Origin of the sequence: Marinobacterium arenosum (assembly GCF_019795155.1) — a bacterium.
Taxonomy (GTDB): domain Bacteria; phylum Pseudomonadota; class Gammaproteobacteria; order Pseudomonadales; family Balneatricaceae; genus Marinobacterium_C; species Marinobacterium_C arenosum.
This window is the reverse complement of record NZ_JAILYN010000002.1, coordinates 138940-164025: the sequence shown is the minus strand read 5'-3', so window position 1 is coordinate 164025 and position 25086 is coordinate 138940. Positions and strand designations below refer to the sequence as shown.

The window sequence follows — 25086 nt, the reverse complement described above, 5'->3', positions numbered from 1 at the left end:
CGTTTACATATTCGGATAGTTCGGGCCGCCGGCGCCTTCCGGTACCACCCAGCGGATATTCTGGGCCGGGTCCTTGATATCGCAGGTCTTGCAGTGCACGCAGTTCTGGGCGTTGATCTGGAACCGCTTGCCGTCCTCGTCCTCGACCACCTCGTAAACCCCGGCCGGGCAGTAGCGCTGGGCCGGCTCGTCGTATTTCGGCAGGTTGTCGCGTAGCGGCAGTTCCGGGTCGCGCAGCTGCAGATGGCAGGGCTGGTCCTCTTCGTGGTTGGTGTTGGACAGGAACACCGAACTCAATTTATCGAAGCTCAGCTTGCCGTCCGGCTTCGGATAGTCGATGCGCGGGCAGTCTGCGGCCGGTTTCAGCTGGGCGTAATCCGGGTTGTCATCGTGTAGCGTAAACGGCAGCTTGCCGTTGAAAATGTTCTGGTCGATGAAGTTGAACGCGCCGCCCAGCATGGAGCCGAACTTGTGCATCGCCGGGCCGAAATTTCGCGAGCGGTACAGCTCGTCATACAGCCAGGAATCCTTGAAGATTTCAGTGTAGCCGCTCAGGTCGTTGCCGCCCTGATCGCCTGCCGCCAGCGCCTCGACGATGCTTTCAGCCGCCAGCATGCCGGATTTCATTGCCGTGTGGGTGCCCTTGATCTTGGCGAAGTTCAGGGTGCCGGCATCGCAGCCGATCAGCAGTGCGCCGGGCATGGTCATCTTCGGCAGGGCGTTGAAGCCGCCCTTGGTGATCGCCCGGGCGCCGTATGCCACCCGCTTGCCGCCTTCCAGGTACTGGGCCAGGGCCGGGTGGTGCTTCATCCGCTGGAATTCGTCGAACGGACTGAGGTGCGGATTGCTATAGTTCAGGTCGATGATCAGGCCGACCACCACCTGGTTGTCTTCGGCGTGGTAGAGGAAGAAGCCGCCGCTGGTGCCGCCGCTCAGCGGCCAGCCGGCCCCGTGTAGCACCAGCCCCGGCTGGTGCTTGGCCGGGTCGATATCCCACAGCTCCTTGATACCGATGCCGTAGTGCTGGGCGTCGGCGTCCTTGTCCAGTTCGAACTTGGCGATCAGCTCCTTGCCCAGGTGGCCGCGGCAACCCTCGGAGAAGATGGTGTATTTGGCGTGCAACTCCATGCCCGGCATGTAGCTGTCTTTTTGCTCGCCGTTGGCGCCGACACCCATGTCGCCGGTGGCGATCCCTTTGACGCTGCCGTCCTCGTTATAGAGTACTTCGGCGGCAGCGAAGCCCGGGAAGATCTCGACACCCAGCTCTTCGGCCCGCTCGGCCAACCAGCGGCACAGGTTGCCCAGGCTGGCGACATAGTTGCCTTCGTTGTGCATGGTTTTCGGCACCAGCGCATTGGGCACCCGCTGGGCGTTCTTGTCATCTTTCAGCAGCAGGATCTGGTCTTCGCTGACCGGCGTTTTCAGCGGTGCGCCGCGCTCCTGCCAGTCCGGGAACAGCTCGTTCAATGCGCGCGGCTCGATCACCGCGCCGGACAGGATATGGGCACCGACCTCAGAGCCTTTCTCCACTACGCAGACCGTCAGCTCCTGCTCCTTCTGCTGGGCCAGCTGCATCAGCCGGCAGGCGGTGGACAGGCCGGCCGGGCCGGCGCCGACGATCACTACATCAAATTCCATCGATTCACGAGTCACGGCTCATTCCCCTCTACGTATTCTTATTATTCCAATCGTCCCAGCCTACTGTATCCGCCGGGTTACAGCCATCCGGCGAGGTGTCGGGACGGAATCAATTATCTTTCAGGTATTATAAGTGAATACCCTAATATTTGAATAGCTATGCTGCGATATGCGACTAACGTAGTTAACGTAAGCGTAAAAATGCATCAAACCGCTATTAGGGTTATTGCTTATTTTTTGCAGATATGTATTCTGTCCCTATCACAACGCTAGCGTTGCCTTACGAGAATAACGAAAAGGGTCTAGTCAGATGAAGGTTCTTGTAACTGTTAAAAGGGTTATTGACTACAACGTCAAAGTACGCGTGAAGTCCGACAACAGCGACGTTGATCTGGCCAACGTGAAGATGGCAATCAACCCGTTCTGTGAAATCGCCGTCGAAGAAGCGGTGCGTCTGAAAGAGGCCGGCGTGGCCAGCGAGATCGTAGTGGTATCGCTAGGGCCGAAAGCGGCTCAGGAACAGCTGCGTACCGCGCTGGCGCTGGGTGCCGATCGCGCCATCATGGTGGAAACCGATGAGGCGCTGGAATCGCTGACGGTTGCCAAGCTGCTGGCCAAGGTGGTCGAGGAAGAGCAGCCGGAACTGATCATCATGGGTAAGCAGGCGATCGACAGCGACAACAACCAGACCGGCCAGATGCTGGCTGCGTTGACCGGCCTGCCGCAGGCGACCTTCGCCTCCGAGCTGAAGCTGGAAGGGGGTAAGGCGCTGGTGACCCGTGAGGTCGACGGCGGTCTGCAGACCCTGTCGCTGAACCTGCCGGCAATCGTTACTACCGACCTGCGTCTGAACGAGCCGCGTTACGCGTCACTGCCGAACATCATGAAGGCCAAGCGCAAGCCGCTGGATACCAAGACCCCGGCGGACCTGGGCGTCGAAGTGAAAGCGCACACCCAGCTGCTGAAGGTTGAGCCGCCTGCCGAACGTCAGGCCGGTATCAAGGTCGACAGCGTAGAACAGCTGGTCGACAAACTGAAAAACGAAGCCAAGGTAATCTAAGGGGGCGATCTGATGGCTATTCTGGTAATTGCAGAACACGACAACTCCGCCCTGAAAGGCGCCACCCTGAATGCGGTGACCGCAGCGAGCCGGATGGGCGACGATATTCATCTGCTGGTGGCCGGTGCCGGCTGCCAGGCGGTAGCGGACGAAGCGGCCAAGGTTGCCGGCGTCAACAAGGTGCTGCTGGCAGACAACGCGGCGTACGAACACCAGCTGGCGGAAAACCTGTCTCTGCTGGTCGCCGAACTGGGCAAGGACTACAGCCACGTGGTGGCGCCGGCCACCACCACCGGCAAGAACTTCATGCCGCGTGTTGCCGCGCTGCTGGACGTGGCGCAGATCTCCGACATCATCCGGGTGGAAAGCGCCGATACTTTCGTGCGCCCGATCTACGCCGGCAACGCCATTGCCACCGTGCAGTCGCTGGATGCGATCAAGGTGATCACCGTGCGCGGTACCGGTTTTGACGCGGCGGCGGCGGAAGGCGGTGCGGCGGCAATTGAAGCCGTCGGCGGCGTTCACGATGCCGGCATCTCCGCCTTTGTCGGCGAAGAGATGGCCAAGTCCGACCGTCCTGAGCTGACCTCGGCCCAGGTGATCATCTCCGGTGGACGCGGCATGGGCAGCGGTGAAAACTTCGCGCTGCTGGAAAAAGTGGCTGACAAGCTGGGCGCCGCGGTCGGTGCCTCCCGTGCGGCGGTGGACGCCGGTTTCGTGCCGAACGACATGCAGGTCGGCCAGACCGGCAAGATCGTCGCGCCGGATCTCTACATCGCGGTGGGTATCTCCGGTGCGATCCAGCACCTGGCCGGCATGAAAGACTCCAAGGTGATCGTGGCGATCAACAAGGACGAGGAAGCGCCGATCTTCCAGGTGGCTGATTACGGTCTGGTGGCCGATCTGTTCGACGTGCTGCCGCAGCTTGAACAGCAGCTCTGACTTCACTCGGATACGGCTCCGCTTCGGGGTGGGGCTGTCCCGTTCAGGCAGGTGCTGATGCCCTCCCGTGTCGTTCAGGCGATGCTGACGTGCACCTTCCTTCTTGCTTGGCCCGGCTTTATTAAAGCCGGGCCTTTTTTGTTTTCATCGTGCCGAGTTGCGAGCTAAAAGCGATGCGCATCACCTGCGCGTGCCGAAAATAAAAAAATGCCGATGGAGCGGGGACTCCACCGGCCCATAGGGGAGATGTCGACTTGACTTACTTGCTCGGTAAGGCAGCTAAAGTGGGCTCTCAGGCGGCTGTCTGAGAGTGGTCACCGTGCTGCGGGTGGCTGCTGATAAAGTGCTGCAGCACGCCACGTAAAACACGTTCATGGGCGTAATGACCGGTACGATGCGCATGCTTGATATCGTCCATGATGATGTTCTTTATCTTCTGCTCATCATCATGGGTGATCAGGTAGTGGCCGAGCGCCATGGCTATCATCGGTTCCATATGCTCATGCTCTGCAATCGCATTGATCTCGCCTTCCGTTAGATCGCTCATCGCCAGACATTCTTCATACGTTAGCATTTCCAGCCCCTCGTAACCTGAGTCGATTCTTTTATAGTGGTCAAAATTAAGGGCGCCATTTCCGACGCCCTCAAAGAGTGTAGACAACCGGCGGGACAATGCGCCAACCGATCTGGTTGCTAAATATTCACCCTGATCAACGGCTTGTGCGTTTCTGTTCATGCTGCAAACGCACATGAGAAATTCGTATCATAGAGCCGTAAAGCCTGTGAAAAGGCTGTATCAAACATGATTGTGCGGAGCGGAAATGAACTTAGATGTCACAGAAATGACACGAAATCAGGTGTATTTCACCATGATCCAGACCATTGTGCCCCGGCCGGTGGCCTGGGTGCTCAGCGAGCACGGCAATGGTGAATACAATCTGGCACCTTTTTCCTATTTCGCGCCGGTCTGCAGCGATCCACCGATGGTGATGATCTCGCTGGGACACAAGCCTGATGGCAGTCTCAAGGACACCTACCGCAATATCCTCGAGCGCCAGCATTTCGTAATCCACCTGGCGCACCGTGAACTGGCCGAAGCGGTCACCCGATCGGCCCGTGTGCTGCCGGAGGGGGAGTCGGAGCTGGCGCTTATTGGCATGGAAACGGTGCCTTTCGAGGGAAGCCCGTTGCCGCGCCTGGCCGCTGCCCGAGTGGCGCTAAGCTGCCGCCTGCATGAGGTCAAGGAGGTCGGTAATGGCCCTCAGTACCTGGTGTTCGGCCTGGTTGAGCGGATCTGGCTGGATGACGCGGTGGTGGGACAGGATGCCAAGGGGCGCACCAAGGTTCATGCCGATCGCATCGATCCGATCGGCCGGCTGGGGGGCAACGAATACGTAACCTTCGGCGAAATTGTCGATATTCCTCGCGATGCCTGAGCGGCGGGGGGAGATCGGTTGATTTTTTGAACGGCGCCGCAAACCCATCGGCCGATATGGGTCTACGCTAGGTTAGGGAACCTGTGAATAAGTCCCTTATGTTCTCTGCGGGGCTGTCGGTGGTCCGGCACCCGGGCAATCAGAGCTCGGCGTTAACGATTTACGTCCGGCCGGTGTTCCGGGGACAACCAGTACGCCCAGTACGCCTGTAATCGTTGCCTTTATGCCCTTGCGTGTGGGTATTGATCTCTGATCGCTCCGACAGCCAGAGGCCCAAGGGACTTGTTCACAGGTTCCTTATGTCTGCTATTGTCGGCTCGGGCCCGCCGGGTTGAGCCGGTACCGGCAGCTACAGACCTAGTTTGCGATTCAGGAGTGACGCGATGGCGGCAAAAAACGGTAAGCCGGAGCAGGCCAACTGGTTGACACCCTATCTGTGGGTGCCGGATGTGGATGAGGCGCTGAAGCTATACGCCGAGGCGTTCGGGTTTGAGCCGGGTATGACGCTACCCGGCGGCGACAGCCGGACTACGCATGGCGAGATGAGCTACCAGGGGCGATTGGTGCTCATGCTGGGTGCCGAGGGGGCGATGGGATCGCCGCTGCGCTCTCCGCAGACCAGCGGGAATGCCTGCCCGGTCGGGCTCTACGTTTACTGTCCGGACGTGGATGGTCTGGCGATCCGCGCTATGGGGGCCGGGGTGGCTCTGGTCGAGCCGGTGCAGGATATGTTCTGGGGCGACCGGATCGCCAGTCTGCGCGACCCGTTCGGTTACGCCTGGACCTTCGCCACCAATGTCGGCGAGTTCGATCCGAAGAACGTACCGGAACTCTGATCCATTGGTCCTGCCTGGCAGTAGCGGTCGTCCTTCAGACCGGCGACTACCTCGACTCATCGGCCGGCGATAATTGCTTTTGACAATGATCGCCGGTTTCTGCAAAGTGCCGCCCCTTTTGATACAGCACGGGGCGCCGGCGGGCGGCGTCGCCCGCTGTCTGTGATTGCTTTCGATCTGTCGGGGAAGTGGTAAGAAATGAACGCTGTAGTTCTGGCGGTGCTGACGATGTTGGTGCTGAGCCTGTTGCGTACCAATGTGGTGGTGGCGTTGATCATCGGTGCGCTGGTCGGCGGGTTGGCCGGTGGTCTGGGGTTGGATAACACCATTCAGGCATTCAACGAGGGGATCGGCGGTGGTGCCGGGGTGGCGCTCAGTTACGCGCTGCTCGGCGGTTTTGCGGTGGCAATTTCGCAATCCGGTTTGCCGCACCTGCTGGCCGATCGGGTCGTGCTGTTGTTGGGCCGAGACCATGATCCGCAGCGGGTGCGTTGGGTGCGCAACGGACTGATCGCCGTTATCGTGCTGGTGGCGATCTCGTCGCAGAATGTGATGCCGATCCATATTGCCTTTATACCGCTGCTGATTCCACCGCTACTGATGGTGATGAGCCGGATGCAGCTTGATCGGCGGCTGATCGCCTGTGCGCTGACCTTTGGCCTGGTAACCCCCTACATGTTCCTGCCGGTTGGCTTCGGCAGCATCTTTCTGAACGAGATCCTGTTGAAGAATATCGCCAATGCGGGGTTGGCGGTCGAAGGCATCAATGTGATCGAGGCGATGGGGATTCCGGCGCTGGGCATGGTCGCAGGTCTGCTGGTGGCGCTGCTGTTCAGCTACCGAAACAAGCGAGTGTATGATCTCGAGCGGATCGAGGTGGCCGAGCACCTGGAGGTGGCCTACAACCGCAAGGGGGTCAGCGTAGCCTTGCTGGCGATCGCGCTGGCGTTTATCTCCCAGCTGTATACCGACTCGATGGTAATGGGCGCGCTGCTCGGTTTCATCCTGTTCTCGGTCACCGGTGTGGTGCGCTGGCAGGAGTCGGATGGCTTGCTGGTCGACGGCATGAAGATGATGGCGACCATCGGCTTTATCATGATCTCCGCGTCCGGCTTCGCCCAGGTGCTGCGCGAGACCGGTGAGATTGCCACCCTGGTCAGTAGCTCGGCAGAGTGGATCGGCCAGAGCAAGCCGTTGGCGGCGCTGCTGATGCTGGTGGTCGGTCTGCTGGTGACCATGGGGATCGGTTCGTCATTCTCGACCATTCCGATTATCGCCGCGATCTACGTGCCGCTGGCCGCGCAGCTGGGCTTCAGTCCGCTGGCGATCGTCGCGCTGGTAGGGACCGCCGCCGCACTGGGCGATGCCGGCTCGCCGGCCTCCGATTCCACCCTGGGGCCGACCGCCGGGCTGAACGTCGATGGCCAGCACAACCATATCTGGGATACCGTGGTGCCGACCTTCCTGCATTTCAACCTGCCGCTGCTGATCGCCGGCTGGTTCGCGGCGATCACTCTGTAAGCAGTGAGTTAACAGTGAGGAGTTATCAGAGCGCACCACGCTGTGGCCGCTGTCCACCGATAACTTAACACTGTTAGCTGAACTCATTCTTTACGAAACGGTAGCAGTTCGCTCAATTCCTCGATCTGCTCACGCACCAGGGCGGCTTCCTCTGCCAGGTACTGCTCGATGGCGGCACGGAAGCCGGGCTCGCGGATCCAGTGGCAGGACCAGGTCTCGATCGGACGGAAGCCGCGCTGGATCTTGTGCTCGCCCTGGGCGCCGGGGTCGAAGCGCTTTAGCCCCTGTTCAATGCAGTATTCGATCCCCTGGTAGTAGCAGGTTTCGAAGTGCAGGCTGTCGAACTCGTCCAGGCAGCCCCAGTAACGGCCGTACAGGGTGTCGGAACTACGCAGCGACAAGGCGCCGGCGACCGGCTGGTCCTGGTACTCCGCAAGCACCAGCAGCAGTTGTTGCGGCATCCGTTCACGCAGCAGCTGGAAGAACTCCGCTGTCAGGTAGCCGCGTCGGCCGCGCTTCAGGTAGGTGAGCTGGTAGAAGCGGTAGAACTGGGCCAGCTGGGCATCGCTGATCTGTTCCCCGCTCAGGCGTCTCAGTTTCACCCCGTGCCGGACGATCTTCTGGCGCTCCTTACGCAGGTTCTTGCGTTTGCGGGAGCTGCAATGGGCCAGGAAATCATCGAACGAACGGTAATCCTCGTTGAACCAGTGGTACTGGCAGCCCAGCCGGGGCAGTAGGCCTTCGGCGACCCATGCCTGTTGCTGCGCCGGGCTGGGGAACAGGCCGTGCCAGGAGGACGCGCCGGTGCGTTCGGCCAGGGTTTTCAGGCCTTGTGCCAGCAACGGCATCAGCTCGGCATCCGGCAGGCGGCTGCCGAGTCGTGGCCCCCAGGCCGGGGTAAATGGGATCGCCGTGACCAGCTTCGGGTAGTAGTCCAGGCCATGCTGCTGGTAGGCGTCGGCCCAGGCCCAGTCGAACACATATTCGCCGTAGGAGTGGGATTTCAGGTACAACGGCATCACCGCAACCGTGCTGCCATCCTGCTCCAAGCGCAGGTGTAGCGGCTGCCAGCCGGTCTCGGCACAGACGCTGCCGGATTGTTCCAGCGCTTGCAGAAACTCGTGGCGCAGGAACGGGTAATCGGTGCCGCACAGCGCGTTCCAGCAGTGTGCGTCGATCTCGTCGAGGCTGTGGTGAACATGGATGTTAAGCATTGTTAACGTATACTGACAGTGTTCGAATTTCCGTTGTCGGGCTGACGTTGGCTGAGCAGTGTGTCTTGGACGCATCGGCTAAGCGGCAGAATTGTAAGCATTACCGGGCATCACTGAACAGGAGTGTACGCCAATGGATGAACTGGAACTTGAATTCGAGCTGCACCCGCAGCTGGTCGAGGATTGCGTGCTGCTGGGTAACTTCCCGCTCTGCACATTGTTACTGCTCAACGATAGCAACTATCCGTGGTTCGTGCTGGTGCCGCGCCGCGTCGAAGTCAGCGAGATCTATCATTTGCCAGAGCATGAGCAGCGTCAGTTGATGCACGAGTCGACCTTCCTGGCCGAGAACCTGGCCGACCTCTATGCCGCCCATAAGATGAATATCGCCGCACTGGGCAACATGGTGCCTCAGCTGCATCTGCATCATATCGTGCGATTCCGGGATGATCCCGCCTGGCCGGCGCCGGTGTGGGGCAAGGTGCCGGCCAAGCCATATACGGTGGAGGAGCTGTACGAACTGCGTCACAAGCTTGAATTCCTGATGGATGCCGAAATCCAGTTTGAGCCGCACGATCCCTGACTGTCAGGGCGCTTTAGGGTAGAGCGGCCGCAATGCGGCGGCCGCCGGCGCCTCGATCCTGATGGCACCTTAAAACCCTTGCGAAATCCTTTCGAACCCGCTGGACGGGCCTGTTACCGCTGCGCAAATCAGTTATAATCCGCTGTTTTCCAAGGCCCTGTATAGGATGAGATCCTATACCGATCAGGAATCGGTGAACGATGCCTATTTTTGATTTTCAGTGCGGCAGCTGCGGGCACGAGTTCGAAAAACTCCAGCTGCGTAGCGATGCTCCGATGCCGGCGTGTGTCGCCTGCGAAGCGGACAATGTCAGTAAGAAAGTGTCCGCGCCGGGCTTTCGGCTGTCCGGCGGTGGTTGGTATGAAACCGACTTTAAAACCGGCGGCAAGAAAAACCTGGCCGGCGACAGCGGTTCGGGCAGCTAATACATTCATTTGATATTTTCAGGTTTGGCACTGGCCAAACACGGGTAAGTAACAGGAACAGAGAACTATGCGCAGCCATTATTGCGGCGACCTGAGAAAAGAGCATATCGGCGAAGACGTGGTACTGTCGGGGTGGGTACACCGCCGCCGTGACCACGGTGGGGTAATCTTCCTGGACGTGCGTGACCGTGAAGGTCTGGCACAGGTGGTATTCGATCCGGATCGTGAAGAGAGCTTCGCGCTGGCTGACAGCGTGCGCAATGAGTACGTGATCGAGATTCATGGCACCGTGCGCAACCGTCCGGAAGGCACTGTCAATGCCGATATGCCGACAGGCGAGATCGAGGTGCTGGGTAAGGAACTGGTGATCCTGAACAAATCCGAGACGCCGCCGTTCCAGCTGGACGAGCACCAGCAGGTGGGCGAGGACGTGCGTCTGCGCAACCGTTTTGTCGATCTGCGTCGCCCGGAGATGCAGCAGAAAATGCGCTTCCGTTCCAAGGTGACCAACGCGATCCGCAACTATCTGGACGACAATGGCTTCCTGGATATCGAAACGCCGATTTTGACCCGTGCGACCCCGGAAGGTGCCCGCGACTACCTGGTGCCGAGCCGTACCCACGAAGGCAGCTTCTTCGCGCTGCCGCAGTCGCCGCAGCTGTTCAAGCAGCTGCTGATGGTGTCCGGTTTCGACCGCTACTATCAGATCGCCAAGTGCTTCCGTGACGAAGACCTGCGTGCCGACCGTCAGCCGGAATTTACCCAGGTGGACATCGAAACCTCGTTCATGGACGAGGAAGCGATCATGGGTATGGCGGAAAGCATGATCCGCAAGCTGTTCAACGAGCTGATGGGCGTTGAGCTGGGCGAGTTCCCGCGCATGCCGTACGCCGAGGCGATGAACCGGTACGGTTCCGATAAGCCGGACCTGCGTATCCCGCTGGAGCTGGTCGACGTGGCCGACCTGATGGCCGACATCGAGTTCAAGGTGTTCGCCGGTCCGGCCAAGGACCCGAAAGGCCGTGTCGCCGCGCTGAAGGTGCCGGGTGGCGCCGAGCTGACCCGTAAGATTATCGACGAGTACACCAAGTACGTCGGCATCTACGGTGCCAAGGGTCTGGCCTGGATCAAGGTCAACGAGCTGGAGAAGGGCGCCGAAGGCCTGCAGTCGCCGATCGTCAAGTTCCTCGGCGAAGAGGTGGCCATGAAGATCATGGCGCGCCTGGAAGCGAAGAACGGCGATATCGTATTCTTCGGTGCCGACAAAGAGAAGATCGTCAACGAGGCGATGGGTGCCCTGCGGATCAAGGTCGGCATGGATATGAACCTGCTGGAGCGCGAATGGGCGCCGATGTGGGTGGTCGACTTCCCGATGTTCGAAGAGCTGGACGGTGGCAACCTGACTGCGCTGCACCATCCGTTCACTGCGCCGAGCTGCAGCCCGGAAGAACTCAAGGCATCGCCGGTCGATGCGCTGTCCCGCGCCTACGATATGGTGCTGAACGGCTGTGAACTGGGTGGCGGTTCCGTCCGTATCCACGATCAGGCGATGCAGCGCACCGTATTCGAAGTGCTGGGTATCGGCGCTGAAGAGGCGGAAGAGAAGTTCGGCTTCCTGCTGAACGGTCTGAAATACGGTGCCCCGCCGCACGGTGGCCTGGCGTTCGGCCTGGACCGTCTGGTGATGCTGATGACCGGCTCCGAGTCGATCCGTGATGTGATCGCGTTCCCGAAAACTCAGAGCGCATCCTGCCCGCTGACCGACGCACCGGGCGAAGTCAGCGCGGCTCAGCTGCGCGAGCTGAACATCCGTCTGCGCAAGACACCCTGATCGGGTTGTCTGCCGTCTGCGGGCCCAGCCCGTAGGCGGATCAGTTGCAAACAGGCGAGTAAACGTAAGACCGTGCGGCCGCTGATGGCGGTCGCAGCAAGACCGAGGTGGTAATATGGCAGGTCATTCCAAATGGGCCAACATTAAACACCGTAAGGCGGCCCAGGACGCCAAGCGCGGCAAGATCTTCACCAAGTTGATCCGGGAGCTGGTTGTAGCGGCCAAAGAGGGCGGCGGCAATCCGGACGATAACCCGCGTCTGCGTGCGGCGGTGGACAAGGCGCTGGGCGCCAATATGAAGAAGGACACCATCGAGAAGGCGATCGCCCGTGGTGCCGGTGGCGGCGAGGGTGAGAACTACGATGAGCTGACCTACGAGGGCTATGGTCCGAACGGCGTGGCGATCCTGGTCGAGTGCATGACCGACAACGTCAACCGTACCGTCTCTCAGGTTCGCGCCGCGTTCAACAAGCACAACGGTAACCTGGGAACCAGCGGTTCGGTTGCCTACCTGTTCGACAAGAAAGGCCAGATCACTTTCGAAGAGGGCGCCGATGAAGACGCCATCATGGAGGTGGCGCTGGAGGTGGGCGCCGAGGATGTGGTCACCAATGACGACGGCTCGATCGACGTGTTCACCACGCCGGCGGAGTTCATGGACGTCAAACAGGGCTTGGTTGCTGCTGGTCTGGAGCCGGTGCTCGCCGAAGTGGCGATGATTCCATCCACCTCGGTGGAGCTGGATGTCGATGCCGGCCGCAAGGTGCTGAAGCTGATCGACGTGCTGGAAGACCTGGATGATTCTCAGGAGGTCTACCACAACGCCGAGATTCCTGAGGAAGCGATGGAGGAGTGATCTTCCGTACGCTGCGCTTATAAAGCCGGGACGATGTCTCGGCTTTTTCGTTTCTGTAAGCGGGTCGTGGATGTGCGCGGGATGAGCAAATATATATGTTGATACTGGGGATCGATCCGGGGTCGCGGATCACCGGGTTCGGCGTGATAAACAGCGTCGGTGCCAAAAGCGAATATGTCGCCAGCGGTTGTATCCGCATCCGGGGCGAGGCGCTGCCGGAGCGGCTCAAGCAGGTGTATGCCGGCGTCAACGAGCTGATCGAGCGCTACTGTCCGCAAGAGATGGCGATCGAGCAGGTGTTCATGGCGCGTAACGCCGATTCGGCGTTGAAGCTGGGTCAGGCGCGCGGGGTGGCGATCGTCTGTGGTGCCAACCACGACCTGCCGGTTTACGAATACGCCGCCCGCAAGGTCAAGCTGTCGGTGGTGGGCAAGGGGTCCGCCGACAAGGTGCAGGTACAGCATATGGTGTCCAGCATCCTCAAATTGCCGGGGCTGCCGCAGGCGGATGCCGCCGATGCGCTGGCCATTGCGCTCTGTCATGCTCATACCCGGCTGGGGCTGGTCAAGGTGGCTGGCGCCAGTTCGACCCGTAACCGCCGCTGGCGCTAAGCTGCGGGTGGGCTGGCTTCAACTGATTGGTTTGAATTTTTAAAAAGCCGTTCCATCGGTTGTTTGTTCAGGTGTCCAGGTCATCGGTCGGGAGGCGATATGCAATATCAGGAGTTCATCTATCTGGCCGAGCTGGTCGGGGTAGTGGTGTTCGCCAGTTCCGGGGCGCTGGCGGCGCAGGGTAAGCGGCTCGATATTCTCGGGGTGGTGGTGCTGGCGATCGTTACCGCATTGGGTGGCGGCACGTTGCGCGATATCGTGCTGGATTCCCATCCGGTCAGCTGGATCGCCAATACCTCCTACCTGTGGATGGCGATCGTTGCGGCGGTGTCGGTTTTTATCCTGTGTCGCTACTGGAACTATCCGCGCCGGGCATTGCTGGTGCTGGATGCGATGGGGTTGGCGCTGTTCGCCATTCTGGGGGCGCAGAAAGCGCTGGCGATGGAGTTGCCGCCGGTGATCGTAGTGATCATGGCGATGGTAACCGGCTGCGCCGGCGGTATGATCCGCGATATCATCACCGGCCAGATACCGCTGATCCTGCAGCGCGATGGCGAGCTTTATGCCACCTGTGCGCTGCTGGGAGCGCTGTTCTACGTGGTGTTCGACGGCACCATCGATGATCAGTTGCTGGCCCTGGTGGCGATGGCGATCATCTTCCTGGTGCGGTTGGCGGCGATGTTCGGTGATCTTTGCCTGCCGGAATTCGTTATGGCTGGTCACCGGCTGGAACCGCGTGAAGTTAAGAAACAGGAGACAGATAAGCCGTGATAGGGCGATTGAGAGGGGAGTTGGCTGACAAGCGTCCGCCGCAACTGTTGCTGGATGTGAATGGTGTGGGCTACGAGGTGGAGGCCTCGATGAACACCTTCTACAAATTGCCGGCCGTGGGCACGCAGGTTACTTTGCATACCCATTTCGTGGTGCGCGAGGATGCCCAGTTGCTGTATGGCTTTGTCGATGTCGAGGAGCGCTCGCTGTTCCGGGCGCTGATCAAGGTGAACGGGGTTGGGCCGAAGATGGCGCTGGCGATCTTGTCCGGTATCGATACGCCGTCCTTTATCCGCTGCGTGCATGATGGCGACAGCGGCGCGCTGGTCAAGGTGCCGGGGGTTGGTAAGAAGACCGCCGAGCGGCTGATTGTCGAGATGAAAGACAAGGTCAAGGATATGGTGCTGGCCGGCCCGGCAGACTTCAGCCTGGCGGGTGAGATGCCGATGGCGCTGGAGCAGGCGGCTAACGACCAGGCGGTTGCCGAAGCGGAAAGTGCGTTGGTGGCTCTGGGTTATAAGCCGGTACAGGCCAGCAAGGCGATCAGCGGCGCCGAAAAGGCGCTGGGTGACAGTGCCAGCAGTGAGGCGCTGATCCGTCACGCGCTGAAGTCGATGGTCGGCTAAGGCATTCGTTGCGCGGCCGTTGTTGTTGGATATTGGAAAATAGGTTGAAGGTTCAGTAGATGATCGAAGCGGATCGTTTTATCTCGCCGGTCGGTAATCCGGTCGAAGAAGCGCAGGATCGGGCGATCCGGCCGAAAATGCTGACAGACTATGTCGGTCAGCCCACGGTGAGCGAGCAGATGGAGATCTTCATTCATGCCGCCAAGGGGCGTGGCGAGGCGCTGGACCATACCCTGATCTTCGGTCCGCCGGGGCTGGGTAAGACCACCCTGGCGCATATCATCGCCAACGAGATGGGCTCGGATATCAAGACCACCTCCGGGCCGGTGCTGGAGAAGGCCGGCGACCTGGCGGCGCTGCTGACCAACCTGGAGGCCGGCGATGTGCTCTTTATCGACGAGATTCACCGTTTGAGCCCGAATGTCGAGGAGGTGCTCTATCCGGCGATGGAGGATTATCAGCTCGATATCATGATCGGCGAGGGGCCGGCGGCGCGCTCGATCAAGCTGGACCTGCCGCCGTTTACGCTGGTGGGGGCGACCACCCGGGCGGGGCTGCTGACGTCGCCGTTGCGTGACCGGTTCGGGATCGTGCAGCGGCTGGAGTTCTACAGTGTCGAGGACCTGGCCAGCATCGTGTCCCGTTCGGCGACGCTGTCCGGTACCCGCATCGCTGATGACGGCGCGCTGGAAGTGGCGCGCCGTTCGCGCGGCACGCCGCGTATTGCCAACCGGCTGCTGCGCCGGGCCCGGGATTATGCCGAGGTGAAGGGCGATGGCGAGATTACCGCCGAGCTGGCCGACCGGGCGCTGAATATGCTCAATGTCGACCAGCGCGGCTTCGATCACATGGACCGTCGCATGCTGTTGGCGATGATCGAGAAGTTCGGCGGCGGGCCGGTCGGGGTCGACAGCCTGGCGGCGGCGATCAGCGAGGAGCGTGATACCATCGAGGACGTGCTGGAGCCCTATCTGATCCAGCAGGGCTACCTGATGCGTACACCGCGAGGCCGGGTGGTCACCGATCATGCCTACCGTCATTTTGGTATTAGTCCGCCGTCTGAGGGTTAGTCCCTCCGTTCGGATTCCGCATCTTCTGTTGCGCCAGTGATTTCGATCAACAAGAGACTGGTTCGGCTGGCTTAAGATCCCATCGTCAGCCAATAAAATAAGAAGGTGCAATATGTCTGGGAGCCTAACCGCCTCGCAGGTACTCGAGTTCAAGGGAGAGATCCGGGCTCTGCTCGAACAGTTGCGACAGGAAGTATTGCAGGAACTGGCCGATGCGGGTCATGAGCGCAGCCTGGAGTTGATTGACGGCCCTGGGGATCAGGCCGATGAGGCAGTTGCCGAAACTGTTGCCCAGCTCAATATCGCCCATCTTGCCCGCCATGTCGAAGAGATTCGCAGTTGCCGTCATGCGCTCTATCTTATAGAGACCGGCGACTTTGGGTTCTGCGAAAACTGCGGTGAGGATATCGAGCTGAATCGCCTGCGTGCCAATCCGGTGGCCACCCTTTGTGTTAGCTGCCAAGCACGTAAAGAGCGCTCATAAACGCTGTTTGCCCTGCTTTAAGGTGGGGCTGCTGTTTACTTATCCTGGTCGCTGCTCCTGCTTTGATGAGTGGCGCCCGTCTCGTTCGCGCCGGGCGGTTGCCCGGTGTGTCGTTCCTCTTCAGCTGCCGGTAAAGCGGTTGTCTTCTCTGTGCCGCCACTGTTGCGCAGCCGCGTAAATTTCCCGGTGTTCGGGTTGTATAAATCAGTGTGACTGCTATTGTTGGCTCTTCCGTTTGCCGGAGCTGAAACCGCGGCGGAATGCGGCTTTGCGCCTGCTTACCAGGTGATCCATTGGCGGCTCCCGCGATTGGCGGGAGGCTGCAAGCGCTGAACTTTTTATCAACTTAGCCATCGAATTGCCGGCGCAATCCGGTGCTGTTCAGCTTGGGTCCGGGGTGCTTGTGCGGATAATGCCGGCGAATACCCTGCGTCCTGCACCCGTCGGTTGCGGCGATAGCGTTATTGAACACTGTATGAGAGCGACTGCGGGCGCTAGTCCCGCGGTGCGATAGGAGACTGTGGTGGTCGAAAAGATGTCGATCTGGAGTCTGGTGGTCAACGCCAGCGTGGTAGTGCAACTGGTAATGCTGATCCTGTTGCTGGCGTCGCTGATGTCCTGGGTGATGATCTTCCAGCGCCATACGATGTTGCGCAAGGCCCGACAGGCGTTGGTGGGGTTTGAAGAGCGATTCTGGTCCGGTGTCGATCTGGGGCAGTTGTTCCGCGATGTTAACCAGAATCCGAATCCGGCCAGCGGTGCGGAAAATATCTTCCGTGCCGGTATCAAGGAGTTTACCCGTCTGAACCAGCAGTCCGGTGTCGATCCGGACGCGGTAATGGATGGCGTGCAGCGCAGCATGCGGGTCGCGTTGGCGCGCGAAGAGGAGAAACTGGAGCAGCACCTGGCGTTCCTGGCGACAGTCGGTTCGACCAGCCCCTACATCGGTCTGTTCGGTACCGTCTGGGGGATCATGAACTCCTTCCGTGGTCTGGCCAATGTGCACCAGGCGACACTGGCCTCTGTGGCGCCCGGTATCTCTGAGGCGTTGGTGGCCACCGCCATCGGCCTGTTCGCTGCTATTCCGGCGGTCATTGCCTACAACCGTTACTCCGCCAAGGTTGAGGGGTTGCTGTCCAGTTACGAGACCTTCGCCGATGAGTTCTCCTCCATCCTGCACCGCCGCGTGCACGGCGGCGGCTGAGAGCGGGTGTCGCGATGATCAGGCGTAAACGCAAAACGCGTAAATTCAATTCCGAGATCAACGTGGTGCCCTACATCGATGTGATGATGGTGCTGCTGGTGATCTTTATGGTGACGGCGCCGATGCTGACCCAGGGGGTCAATGTCGAGCTGCCGAAGGCGGCGGCCGATCCGGTCGACAGCAAGGACAACGAGCCGGTAATCATTACCGTCGACCGGGACGGGCATTATTACATCGACGTGGGCGGCGACCCGCAACAGCCGGTGGCGCAGGACGCGATCGGTGCCCGGGTGCAGAAGATCCTGGCGGCCAATCCCGGCAAGATGTTGCTGGTGAAGGGTGATAAAAGCGTGGATTACAACACCGTGGTGCAGCTGATGGTGACCTTGCAGTCCGCCGGCGCACCCAGTGTCGGGCTGGTAACAGAGTAGGCGGTCGGGTGCGTTTTTCGAGCCATTCATCAAGTTATATCGTCCCGACGCTGCTGGCGGTGGGGCTGCATGCGGCGGTATTCGCGCTGATGATGCAGACCTGGTTTCAAAGTACGCCGGAGCATACCCGTACGCCGCGTCATGTGCAGGCACAGATCGTCGATCTGACGGCGATCAATGCCGCCAAGGAGACGGAGCGTAAGGCGGACGAGGCGCGCCAGCAAGCGGACGCCCGCAAAAAGGCCGAGGCGAAACGCCAGGCGGAAGCCGAGCGTAAGCGAAAGGAACAGCAGCGCAAGCAGGCGTTGGCGGAGAAGCAGCGTAAGGCGGATGAAGCCAAGCGCCAGGCTGAGGCGAAGCAGAAGGCTGAGCAGAAGCGCCAGCAGGAGATCGCCCGCAAGAAGGCGGAGGAGCAGAAGCGCAAGCAGGCGGCTGAAAAGGCTGCCGAGAAGAAGCGCCAGCAAGAATTGGCGCGCAAGAAAGCGGCGGAAGAGAAGGCGGCGGCAGAAACTAAGCGGCAGCAGGAACTGGCCCGTAAAAAAGCGGCTGAAGAGAAAAAGCGTCAGCAAGAGGCGCGCCGGCAGGCCGAGGCCGAAAGGTTGAAAGCGGCGCAGCAGCGCCGCGAGCAGGCGTTGGCCGAGGCGGCGGCCCAGGAGGCGGCTGCCGAAGCGCGGGCCCGGGCGGCGGCCAGCTATGAGGGCTATATTCGTGACCTGATCACTCGTAACTGGCGGATCAAGAGCGGTGCCAAGAACGGCATGGAGGTCGCGGTGCGGGTGCAGTTGTTACCGACCGGTGAGGTGGTTGACGCCTTTGTCGAGCGTTCCAGTGGCGACAGTCATTTCGACCGCAGTGCGGTGCAGGCGGTGCTCAGGGCGGAGCGTTTCCCAGAATTGCAGAAGTTGGATCCGATCGCTTTTGATCGGTACTACCGTTCATTTACGTTGAAATTCCGACCGGAGGATCTGAGGTGGTAGGGAAAATCAGAATATGGTGGGCAGTGCTGGCATTGTGGTTTATTGCGGCTGCCCCCGCTCAGGCCGAGTTGACCATTGAGATCACCCAGGGGGTGGATGAGCCGACGCCGGTGGCGGTTGTACCCTTTGCCTGGAGTGGTAGCCAGGCGTTGCCGGAGGATGTGGCGCAGATCGTTCACAACGATCTGGCGCGTACCGGCCTGTTCAAGCTGTTGTCGCGTGACAATATGCTCGGTTTCCCGAGTCGGGCTGATCAGGTCTATTTTCGTGATTGGCGGGTCAGCAACACCGACTTCCTGGTGATCGGTCGGATTGCGCCTCAGGGTAATGGTCAGCTGCGCGTCGAGTTCGAACTGTACGATGTGCTTAAAGAGCAGCGTTTACTGGCAGAACAGGTCAGCGCAGGTTCAGCTAATCTGCGCGATATTGGCCACTATGTTGCCGATATGATTTACCAGAAGCTGACCGGCCTGCGCGGTGCTTTTTCGACGCGCATTGTTTACGTGACAGCGGAGAAGATGGCCGATCAGCAGTATCGCTATCGTCTGCAGCTGGCTGATTCCGATGGTGCGCGCCCGCGTACTATTCTGGAATCGCGCGAGCCGATCATGTCGCCGGCCTGGTCGCTGGACGGTAAGAAGCTGGCCTATGTGTCATTCGAAACCAGCCGTCCGGCGATCTATGTGCAGGATCTGGCGAGCGGTAAACGGCAGAAGGTGCAATCGTTCCGTGGCTTGAATGGGGCGCCGGCCTGGTCGCCGGATGGTCAGAAGCTGGCGTTGGTGCTATCCAAGGATGGTAATCCGGAGATCTATATTCTGGATCTGGTACGTCGTCAGCTGACCCGGGTGACCCATCATTACGGTATCGATACCGAGCCGTCATGGACGCCGGATGGCCAGTCGCTGATCTTTACGTCGGATCGGGGTGGATTGCCGCAGATCTACCGGGTTCACCTGGCGAGCCGCGAGATCAGCCGGCTGACGTTTGAAGGGGCGTACAACGCCCGGGCGCGGATGACCCAGGATGGCCGCTTCCTGGCCATGGTGCATCAGACCGGTGGTTCTTTCCATATAGCCGTGCAGGATCTGAAGACCGGTCGGCTGGATGTGTTGACCGAGACCGGGCTGGATGAGTCGCCGACCATTGCGCCGAACGGCAGTATGATCCTCTATGCGACCCAGGAGGGGGTGCGCGGTCTGCTCGGCGGTGTCAGCCTTGACGGTAGTGTGAAGTTCCGCCTGCCGGCGGCGAAAGGGGATGTCCGCGAGCCGGCCTGGTCGCCTTACTTGCAATAAGCGGCAACAGCCTTTAATTTATGACCAATTCGATTGAGAGTGCGAATGCAGCCGCATGGAGCGGCTGCGTTGCTTACAAAGAATACTGACAGGAGTGATCAAATCGATGCGAGCTACCAATCTGACCAAGGCTGCGGCACTGGCATTGACTGTAGTATGGGCGGCAGGTTGTAGTACAACCGGCACGACTTCCGATTCCGGTGCAGATGCGGCGGCGGCAGGTGCCGGTACAGGCGCTGCGTCTGCTCAGGGCGTAGGCACTGGTGCAGGTGTTTCCGGCGGCTCCATGCAGGATGTGGCTAACCTGCGTACTGTCTTCTACTTCGACTTCGATAAGTCCGTAGTCAAGGCGGAAGGTTTTGCCGATCTGGAAGCGCATGCCAAATACCTGGCGCTTAACCCGGGTGCCAGCATCCGTCTGGAAGGTCACGCCGATGAGCGTGGTACTCGTGAATACAACATGGCGCTGGGTGAGCGTCGTGCCAAGGCGATCTCCCGCTTCCTGCAGGTCAACAACGTGAATGCTGACCAGCTGGAAGTGATCAGCTACGGTGAAGAGAAGCCGGCGGTGCTCGGTCACGACCGCGGTTCCTGGTCTCAGAACCGTCGCGTGGAGCTGAAATACGTAAGCCGTTAATCGATGTTTCCAGTATCCCGTCATACACTGGCAACGCTGGCGCTTCTGGTAAGCGCCGGCGTTTTTGCCGATGAGGTTCAGGTAATCGAGCTCAATGGTGGCCAGTCGAACGGCGTGGCCAACCGGGGTTCGGTACCGGAGCTGACCATTCAATCCGCCTCTAATGGTGGTCAGGGCCAGGCTGCCGGCGGTCTTAGTCAGAGTACCGAGCTGTTACTGTTGGTGCAGCAGTTGCAAGACGAGGTTCGTCTGTTGCGCGGCCAGTTGGAAGCCCAGTCGCATAAGTTGAAACGGATGGAAACCGAGCAGCTGGATCGCTACCGTGATCTGGATCGGCGAATCAGTTTTCTAATGCGCTCTGCCGCCCCGTCCTCTTCGGTGGGCGGTGCGGCTCCGACGGTTGCGCCTGCAGCGAAGGCTCCAGCCGATGCCGGGCCGAGACAACCGGCTGCTGTAAATGGTTCTGTGGCCAATATCGATGGCAACGACCTGCAGGCCTATCAGGACGCCTTCACGCTGGTGCGCCAGCGGGCTTATGATCCGGCCATCGGGGCCTTCAAGGCGTTCGTGCGGAACTATCCGCAGAGCGAGCGACTCGCCAATGCGCACTATTGGCTGGGTGAGATCTATCTGGCACAGCAGAAGCTGGAGCTGGCCCGGGATTCCTTCTCGGTGGTTGTTGCCCAGCATGCCGATCACAGCAAGGCTGCCGATGCGGCCTACAAACTCGGCAAGGTCTATGCTGAGTTGGGCGACAAGGCGAAGTCCGATCAATACCTTGATCTGGTGCTGAGCCGCTACGCCGATTCATCTGCCGCCCGTCTGGCGCGCGAACTTAAAAATCAGTAAGCGACTCTCTGGAGCTATCGATGAGCGAAACCGCACCTAAGGCAGTGGTGCTGCTTTCGGGCGGGCTTGATTCCGCCACCGCCCTGGCCGATGCCAAAGACCGGGGTTATCAATGTTATGTGTTGAGCTTCGACTACGGGCAGCGCTCGCTGACCGAGCTCAATGCCGCGCGTGCGATTGCCACGCAGCAGCAGGTTGTCGAGCACCGGGTGATCCGGCTGCATCTGGAAGACTTTGGCGGCTCGGCGTTGACCGATCACAGTATCGATGTGCCGGAGGGGGAAGAGGAAGGCGTTCCGATCACCTATGTGCCGGCCCGCAATACGGTGTTCCTGTCGTTGGCGCTGGGGTGGGCCGAGGTGCTGGAGGCCGAGGCGATCTTTATCGGTGTTAATGCGGTCGACTACTCCGGTTACCCGGATTGCCGGCCGGCGTTTATCCAGGCCTTCGAATCCATGGCCAACCTGGCCACCAAGATGGGTATTGAAGGTCAGCGAATCCGGATTGAAACCCCGCTGATCGATCTGACCAAGGCGCAGATTATCCAGCGTGGCACCGAGCTTGGGGTCGACTATGCGTTGACGGTCTCCTGCTATCAGGCGGACGACCAGGGGCGGGCCTGTGGGCATTGCGACAGCTGTCGTCTGCGCGCGCAGGGTTTTGCCGATGCCGGTCTGCCGGATCCGACCCGTTACGCGGATTCTAACTAAAAGCGATATTTTTACTTGCTTTTTCGTTCTGAGGCCGTATTATACGGCCTCCGTTGGAGGGGTCGTTAGCTCAGTTGGTAGAGCAGTTGGCTTTTAACCAATTGGTCATAGGTTCGAGTCCTATACGACCCACCACTCCCAACGGCAGCCTTCTTGAAGGCTAAATTCCGGGTCGTTAGCTCAGTTGGTAGAGCAGTTGGCTTTTAACCAATTGGTCATAGGTTCGAGTCCTATACGACCCACCAAATTTTCAAAAAGGAGCACCTCGGTGCTCCTTTTTCGTATCTGCCCGAAAGTCGCGCCCCTGGGCTTTGTTGTCACTAGAGAGTGGTCGGACTGTGTTATAATGCGGCCCTGGCCGTTTTGGTCGTTTTTTGCGGCGCCGGTGCCGCGGTGATTAACGGATAGTTGTGCGGATCTATGCTCGATACTAAACAAATTTCGGATCGCATCCTGGTACAGGAACATTTTGCCAAAGAGCATCTGCCGTCGGGTATGAGCCCAGAAGCCGTGGCGGACTACAAGGCCCGCATCAAGCGGTTGCTGAAAGAGAAGGATGCCTGCCTGGTCGCCCACTACTACACGGACGACATCATGCAGGAGCTGGCCGAGGAGACCGGCGGCTGCGTGTCCGACTCCCTGGAGATGGCACGTTTCGGGGCGACTCACGAAGCTTCAACGCTGGTAGTGGCGGGTGTGCGTTTCATGGGCGAGACCGCCAAGATTCTCAGCCCGGAGAAGCGGATTCTGATGCCGACCTTGGAGGCGACCTGTTCGCTGGATATCGGCTGTCCGATCGACGAATTCTCGGCCTTCTGCGATCAGCACCCGGATCATGAGGTGGTGGTTTATGCCAACACGTCGGCGGCAGTCAAGGCGCGCGCCGGTTGGGTGGTAACTTCCAGTATTGCGCTGAAAGTGGCCGAGCACCTGGCTGAACAGGACAAGAAAATCATCTGGGCGCCGGACAAGCATCTGGGCTCCTATGTGCAGCGTGAGACGGGTGTCGAGATGCTGATGTGGGATGGTGCCTGCATCGTGCACGAGGAGTTCAAGGCGAAAGGGATTCTGGATCTTAAGCAGGTCTACCCGGATGCCGGCGTGCTGGTGCATCCGGAATCGCCGGCCTCGGTGGTCGAGATCGCCGACGCGGTGGGTTCGACCAGCCAGCTGATCAAGGCCGCCCAGACTCTGCCGAACGAGCAGTTTATTGTCGCCACCGACCGGGGCATCTTCTACAAGATGCGTCAGGCTGCGCCGGGTAAGCAGTTCATCGAAGCACCGACCGGTGGTAGCGGCGCGACCTGTCGCAGCTGTGCCCACTGTCCGTGGATGGCGATGAATGGGCTGGAAAGTCTGCTGCATGTGCTGGAAACCGGTGACCAGGAGGTCCATGTGGATCCGGCGCTGATCGAGGATGCCCGTCGCCCGTTGCAACGGATGCTGGATTTCTCGGCGAAACTTAACGGTTAAGTTAATAGTCGATTAGTATCGGCGGACATGAAAAACGGGGCTTTTGCCCCGTTTTTGGTTTCTGGCTGGCGGGTTGTCAGCTGTTCAGTGCCTGGGCGGCGGCCAATACCTCGTCGGCATGGCCTTTCACCTTGACGCCGCGCCATTCCTGGCGGAGTACGCCGTTGGCATCGATCAGGAAGGTGGAGCGGTCGATACCCAGGTACTCCCGGCCGTAGTTCTTTTTCAGTTTGATAACGTCAAACTGTTTGCACAGCTCCTCTTCCTTGTCGCTGATCAGTTCGAACGGGAAGCTCTGCTTGGCCTTGAAGTTCTCGTGGGCGCGCAGGCCGTCGCGGGAGACGCCGAAGATGACGGTGTTAGCTGCTTCGAACTGGTCGTACAGGTCGCGGAAGTTCTGACCTTCGGTGGTGCAGCCCGGGGTGCTGTCTTTCGGGTAGAAATAGATAACGACGTTCTTGCCGGCCAGGTCGGAAAGGTTGATCGTCTGATCGCTTGTCGCCGGGGCGCTGAAGTTTGCAACAGGTTCGTTGATGGCCACTGTTGTCATCGAATTTCCCTATTTAATCAGGTGGTTGGATGGTGCTGAATTCGTTTAGAATATCAGCCCTTTATACGATAACAGATATCGGTGCGACGGAGGTCGGTCGTGGCTGCAGGGTTGAGCCCGGCCGGCGGCACTGTGTCGGCCTGCTGTGTGTAAGTTTATGGAGACAGAGATGATTACTGGCAGCCTTGTTGCGCTTGTAACCCCGATGACCGCCGATGGTGCAATCGATTGGCCGGCACTGGACAAGCTGACCGAAATGCATGTTCAGCAGGGAACCGATGCGATCGTCGCTGTCGGCACCACCGGCGAATCCGCGACCCTGGATTGCAATGAGCATTGCCAGGTGATCAAGCGTGTCGTGGATCTGGTTGCAGGCCGGATCAAGGTGATCGCCGGCACCGGCGCCAACAGTACCCGTGAAGCGATCGAATTGACCCGTGAAGCCAAAAAGGTCGGCGCCGACGCTTGCCTGTTGGTGGTGCCGTACTACAACAAGCCTACTCAGGAAGGGCTCTACCAGCATTTCAAGGCAATTGCCGAAGCGGTGGATATCGACCAGATCCTTTACAACGTGCCGGGCCGGACTGTCTGCGATATGTTGCCGGAGACGGTGCTGCGGCTGGCCGAAATCGACAATATCGTCGGCATCAAGGAAGCCACCGGTGACCTGCAACGTGCCCGTGAGCTGATCGAAAAGGCGCCGCAGGGCTTTGCGATCTACTCCGGCGATGACGCCACCGCCACCGAGCTGATGCTGATGGGTGGGCAGGGCAATGTCTCCGTGACCGCCAATGTGGCGCCGGCGCAGATGGCCGAACTTTGCCGGTTGGCCATTGCCGGCAGCGCCGATGAGGCGCGCAAGCTGGACCTGCAGCTACAGCCGCTGCACCAGAAGCTGTTCGTTGGGGCCAACCCGATTCCGGTGAAGTGGGCGCTGGCCGAGATGGGGCTGATCGACCGCGGCATCCGCTTGCCGCTGACGCCGTTGTCCGCCCAGTATCACGAGCAGGTTCGCGACGCTTTGCGTAGCGCCGCCATTATCTAAGGGATTGC

At 59.8% G+C, this 25086-nt stretch carries 27 protein-coding genes and 2 tRNA genes; 25 read left to right on the top strand and 4 right to left on the bottom strand.

Translation table 11 applies throughout. From position 1 onward, the window contains the following. Positions 1-3: 3 nt before the first annotated feature. Positions 4-1638 carry an electron transfer flavoprotein-ubiquinone oxidoreductase gene (locus tag K6T12_RS01740; protein ID WP_222218858.1) on the bottom strand — a complete coding sequence of 545 codons (1635 nt, stop codon included), beginning with the start codon at positions 1636-1638 and terminating at the stop codon, positions 4-6. A gap of 310 nt (positions 1639-1948) precedes the next feature. Here K6T12_RS01740 and K6T12_RS01735 point away from each other — a divergent pair, with 310 nt between their 5' ends. Together K6T12_RS01735 and K6T12_RS01730 are read left to right on the top strand one after the other, a co-directional pair. After that, the gene (locus tag K6T12_RS01735) at positions 1949-2698 is read left to right on the top strand and encodes an electron transfer flavoprotein subunit beta/FixA family protein (RefSeq protein ID WP_222218856.1); all 750 of its coding nucleotides are present in this window, start codon (positions 1949-1951) and stop codon (positions 2696-2698) included. A gap of 12 nt (positions 2699-2710) precedes the next feature. Then, a complete protein-coding gene (locus K6T12_RS01730) occupies positions 2711-3640 on the top strand; it encodes an electron transfer flavoprotein subunit alpha/FixB family protein (protein ID WP_222218854.1) in 930 nt (309 codons plus the stop codon). Between the two features lie 292 nt (positions 3641-3932). Here K6T12_RS01730 and K6T12_RS01725 read toward each other — a convergent pair whose 3' ends face one another. Next, positions 3933-4187 (bottom strand): hypothetical protein, encoded by a 255-nt coding sequence (locus K6T12_RS01725; protein ID WP_315853552.1) that lies wholly within the window; start codon positions 4185-4187, stop codon positions 3933-3935. 322 nt (positions 4188-4509) lie between these two features. On the opposite strand from K6T12_RS01725, the gene K6T12_RS01720 reads away from it, so the two are divergent. The 3 genes from K6T12_RS01720 (at position 4510) to K6T12_RS01710 (ending at position 7433) form a co-directional block, all read left to right on the top strand. Continuing rightward, a complete protein-coding gene (locus tag K6T12_RS01720) occupies positions 4510-5076 on the top strand; it encodes a flavin reductase family protein (protein WP_255611472.1) in 567 nt (188 codons plus the stop codon). 383 nt (positions 5077-5459) lie between these two features. Next, positions 5460-5912 (top strand): VOC family protein, encoded by a 453-nt coding sequence (locus K6T12_RS01715; RefSeq protein ID WP_222218850.1) that lies wholly within the window; start codon positions 5460-5462, stop codon positions 5910-5912. Between the two features lie 198 nt (positions 5913-6110). Beyond that, complete coding sequence (locus K6T12_RS01710) at positions 6111-7433, top strand: Na+/H+ antiporter family protein (protein ID WP_222218848.1); 1323 nt, start codon at positions 6111-6113, stop codon at positions 7431-7433. An 83-nt stretch (positions 7434-7516) separates the two neighbouring features. On the opposite strand, the gene K6T12_RS01705 is transcribed toward K6T12_RS01710, so the two are convergent. Continuing rightward, entirely contained in the window at positions 7517-8647 is a 1131-nt protein-coding gene (locus tag K6T12_RS01705) for a GNAT family N-acetyltransferase (RefSeq protein ID WP_222218846.1), read from the bottom strand. 133 nt (positions 8648-8780) lie between these two features. Here K6T12_RS01705 and K6T12_RS01700 point away from each other — a divergent pair, with 133 nt between their 5' ends. The 19 genes from K6T12_RS01700 to nadA all read left to right on the top strand — a co-directional run bounded on the left by K6T12_RS01700 (position 8781) and on the right by nadA (position 23483). Next, positions 8781-9230 carry an HIT domain-containing protein gene (locus K6T12_RS01700; protein ID WP_222218844.1) on the top strand — a complete coding sequence of 150 codons (450 nt, stop codon included), beginning with the start codon at positions 8781-8783 and terminating at the stop codon, positions 9228-9230. Between the two features lie 200 nt (positions 9231-9430). Further along, positions 9431-9655 carry an FmdB family zinc ribbon protein gene (locus K6T12_RS01695; protein ID WP_222218842.1) on the top strand — a complete coding sequence of 75 codons (225 nt, stop codon included), beginning with the start codon at positions 9431-9433 and terminating at the stop codon, positions 9653-9655. Positions 9656-9722: 67 nt separating this feature from the next. After that, positions 9723-11486 (top strand): aspartate--tRNA ligase, encoded by a 1764-nt coding sequence (gene aspS / locus K6T12_RS01690; RefSeq protein ID WP_222218840.1) that lies wholly within the window; start codon positions 9723-9725, stop codon positions 11484-11486. A 115-nt stretch (positions 11487-11601) separates the two neighbouring features. Next, positions 11602-12342: a YebC/PmpR family DNA-binding transcriptional regulator gene (locus K6T12_RS01685; RefSeq protein ID WP_222218838.1), complete on the top strand. Its 741-nt coding sequence runs from the start codon at positions 11602-11604 to the stop codon at positions 12340-12342. A gap of 95 nt (positions 12343-12437) precedes the next feature. Then, on the top strand, positions 12438-12953 hold the full coding sequence (gene ruvC / locus K6T12_RS01680) for a crossover junction endodeoxyribonuclease RuvC (protein WP_222218836.1): 516 nt from the start codon (positions 12438-12440) through the stop codon (positions 12951-12953). 99 nt (positions 12954-13052) lie between these two features. Further along, positions 13053-13724 (top strand): trimeric intracellular cation channel family protein, encoded by a 672-nt coding sequence (locus tag K6T12_RS01675; protein WP_222218834.1) that lies wholly within the window; start codon positions 13053-13055, stop codon positions 13722-13724. Beyond that, positions 13721-14350 (top strand): Holliday junction branch migration protein RuvA, encoded by a 630-nt coding sequence (ruvA, locus tag K6T12_RS01670; protein ID WP_222218832.1) that lies wholly within the window; start codon positions 13721-13723, stop codon positions 14348-14350. Before K6T12_RS01675 ends, ruvA begins: the two co-directional genes overlap by 4 nt. 59 nt (positions 14351-14409) lie before the next feature. Beyond that, complete coding sequence (ruvB, locus tag K6T12_RS01665; protein ID WP_222218830.1) at positions 14410-15420, top strand: Holliday junction branch migration DNA helicase RuvB; 1011 nt, start codon at positions 14410-14412, stop codon at positions 15418-15420. 112 nt (positions 15421-15532) lie between these two features. Further along, positions 15533-15904: a TraR/DksA family transcriptional regulator gene (locus tag K6T12_RS01660; RefSeq protein ID WP_222218828.1), complete on the top strand. Its 372-nt coding sequence runs from the start codon at positions 15533-15535 to the stop codon at positions 15902-15904. Between the two features lie 523 nt (positions 15905-16427). Beyond that, complete coding sequence (gene tolQ / locus K6T12_RS01655) at positions 16428-17108, top strand: protein TolQ (protein ID WP_222218826.1); 681 nt, start codon at positions 16428-16430, stop codon at positions 17106-17108. Positions 17109-17122: 14 nt separating this feature from the next. Beyond that, positions 17123-17539 carry a protein TolR gene (tolR, locus tag K6T12_RS01650; protein WP_222218824.1) on the top strand — a complete coding sequence of 139 codons (417 nt, stop codon included), beginning with the start codon at positions 17123-17125 and terminating at the stop codon, positions 17537-17539. 8 nt (positions 17540-17547) lie between these two features. Next, positions 17548-18516: a cell envelope integrity protein TolA gene (gene tolA / locus K6T12_RS01645; protein ID WP_222218822.1), complete on the top strand. Its 969-nt coding sequence runs from the start codon at positions 17548-17550 to the stop codon at positions 18514-18516. Between the two features lie 23 nt (positions 18517-18539). Next, complete coding sequence (gene tolB / locus K6T12_RS01640) at positions 18540-19814, top strand: Tol-Pal system beta propeller repeat protein TolB (RefSeq protein ID WP_315853551.1); 1275 nt, start codon at positions 18540-18542, stop codon at positions 19812-19814. A gap of 106 nt (positions 19815-19920) precedes the next feature. Beyond that, the gene (gene pal, locus K6T12_RS01635; protein WP_222218820.1) at positions 19921-20451 is read left to right on the top strand and encodes a peptidoglycan-associated lipoprotein Pal; all 531 of its coding nucleotides are present in this window, start codon (positions 19921-19923) and stop codon (positions 20449-20451) included. Positions 20452-20454: 3 nt separating this feature from the next. Further along, positions 20455-21300 carry a tol-pal system protein YbgF gene (ybgF, locus tag K6T12_RS01630; protein ID WP_222218818.1) on the top strand — a complete coding sequence of 282 codons (846 nt, stop codon included), beginning with the start codon at positions 20455-20457 and terminating at the stop codon, positions 21298-21300. Between the two features lie 20 nt (positions 21301-21320). Then, positions 21321-22010, top strand: coding sequence for a 7-cyano-7-deazaguanine synthase QueC (gene queC / locus K6T12_RS01625; protein ID WP_222218816.1), 690 nt, complete (start codon positions 21321-21323; stop codon positions 22008-22010). Between the two features lie 59 nt (positions 22011-22069). Beyond that, a tRNA-Lys gene (locus K6T12_RS01620) sits at positions 22070-22145 on the top strand. Positions 22146-22179: 34 nt separating this feature from the next. Then, a tRNA-Lys gene (locus K6T12_RS01615) sits at positions 22180-22255 on the top strand. A gap of 175 nt (positions 22256-22430) precedes the next feature. Then, entirely contained in the window at positions 22431-23483 is a 1053-nt protein-coding gene (nadA, locus tag K6T12_RS01610; RefSeq protein ID WP_222218814.1) for a quinolinate synthase NadA, read from the top strand. Between the two features lie 76 nt (positions 23484-23559). Here the strand turns inward: nadA and K6T12_RS01605 are convergent, their stop codons facing one another. After that, positions 23560-24033: a peroxiredoxin gene (locus K6T12_RS01605; RefSeq protein WP_222218812.1), complete on the bottom strand. Its 474-nt coding sequence runs from the start codon at positions 24031-24033 to the stop codon at positions 23560-23562. 169 nt (positions 24034-24202) lie between these two features. Here K6T12_RS01605 and dapA point away from each other — a divergent pair, with 169 nt between their 5' ends. Beyond that, positions 24203-25078: a 4-hydroxy-tetrahydrodipicolinate synthase gene (gene dapA, locus K6T12_RS01600; protein WP_222218810.1), complete on the top strand. Its 876-nt coding sequence runs from the start codon at positions 24203-24205 to the stop codon at positions 25076-25078. The last annotated feature ends 8 nt before the right edge of the window (positions 25079-25086 follow it).

Excerpts from the sequence above, each read along its gene's own strand:
- queC (WP_222218816.1), top strand. The coding sequence starts at position 21,321 with ATGAGCGAAACCGCACCTAAGGCAGTGGTGCTGCTTTCGGGCGGGCTT.
- K6T12_RS01730 (WP_222218854.1), top strand. The coding sequence starts at position 2,711 with ATGGCTATTCTGGTAATTGCAGAACACGACAACTCCGCCCTGAAAGGC.
- dapA (WP_222218810.1), top strand. The coding sequence starts at position 24,203 with ATGATTACTGGCAGCCTTGTTGCGCTTGTAACCCCGATGACCGCCGAT.
- tolR (WP_222218824.1), top strand. The coding sequence starts at position 17,123 with ATGATCAGGCGTAAACGCAAAACGCGTAAATTCAATTCCGAGATCAAC.
- K6T12_RS01605 (WP_222218812.1), bottom strand. The coding sequence starts at position 24,033 with ATGACAACAGTGGCCATCAACGAACCTGTTGCAAACTTCAGCGCCCCG.
- ruvB (WP_222218830.1), top strand. The coding sequence starts at position 14,410 with ATGATCGAAGCGGATCGTTTTATCTCGCCGGTCGGTAATCCGGTCGAA.
- K6T12_RS01705 (WP_222218846.1), bottom strand. The coding sequence starts at position 8,647 with ATGCTTAACATCCATGTTCACCACAGCCTCGACGAGATCGACGCACAC.
- K6T12_RS01660 (WP_222218828.1), top strand. The coding sequence starts at position 15,533 with ATGTCTGGGAGCCTAACCGCCTCGCAGGTACTCGAGTTCAAGGGAGAG.
- K6T12_RS01735 (WP_222218856.1), top strand. The coding sequence starts at position 1,949 with ATGAAGGTTCTTGTAACTGTTAAAAGGGTTATTGACTACAACGTCAAA.
- K6T12_RS01675 (WP_222218834.1), top strand. The coding sequence starts at position 13,053 with ATGCAATATCAGGAGTTCATCTATCTGGCCGAGCTGGTCGGGGTAGTG.
- K6T12_RS01710 (WP_222218848.1), top strand. The coding sequence starts at position 6,111 with ATGAACGCTGTAGTTCTGGCGGTGCTGACGATGTTGGTGCTGAGCCTG.
- aspS (WP_222218840.1), top strand. The coding sequence starts at position 9,723 with ATGCGCAGCCATTATTGCGGCGACCTGAGAAAAGAGCATATCGGCGAA.
- K6T12_RS01720 (WP_255611472.1), top strand. The coding sequence starts at position 4,510 with ATGATCCAGACCATTGTGCCCCGGCCGGTGGCCTGGGTGCTCAGCGAG.
- ruvC (WP_222218836.1), top strand. The coding sequence starts at position 12,438 with ATGTTGATACTGGGGATCGATCCGGGGTCGCGGATCACCGGGTTCGGC.
- K6T12_RS01695 (WP_222218842.1), top strand. The coding sequence starts at position 9,431 with ATGCCTATTTTTGATTTTCAGTGCGGCAGCTGCGGGCACGAGTTCGAA.
- K6T12_RS01725 (WP_315853552.1), bottom strand. The coding sequence starts at position 4,187 with ATGAGCGATCTAACGGAAGGCGAGATCAATGCGATTGCAGAGCATGAG.
- ybgF (WP_222218818.1), top strand. The coding sequence starts at position 20,455 with ATGTTTCCAGTATCCCGTCATACACTGGCAACGCTGGCGCTTCTGGTA.
- K6T12_RS01715 (WP_222218850.1), top strand. The coding sequence starts at position 5,460 with ATGGCGGCAAAAAACGGTAAGCCGGAGCAGGCCAACTGGTTGACACCC.
- nadA (WP_222218814.1), top strand. The coding sequence starts at position 22,431 with ATGCTCGATACTAAACAAATTTCGGATCGCATCCTGGTACAGGAACAT.
- K6T12_RS01740 (WP_222218858.1), bottom strand. The coding sequence starts at position 1,638 with ATGGAATTTGATGTAGTGATCGTCGGCGCCGGCCCGGCCGGCCTGTCC.
- pal (WP_222218820.1), top strand. The coding sequence starts at position 19,921 with ATGCGAGCTACCAATCTGACCAAGGCTGCGGCACTGGCATTGACTGTA.
- K6T12_RS01685 (WP_222218838.1), top strand. The coding sequence starts at position 11,602 with ATGGCAGGTCATTCCAAATGGGCCAACATTAAACACCGTAAGGCGGCC.
- K6T12_RS01700 (WP_222218844.1), top strand. The coding sequence starts at position 8,781 with ATGGATGAACTGGAACTTGAATTCGAGCTGCACCCGCAGCTGGTCGAG.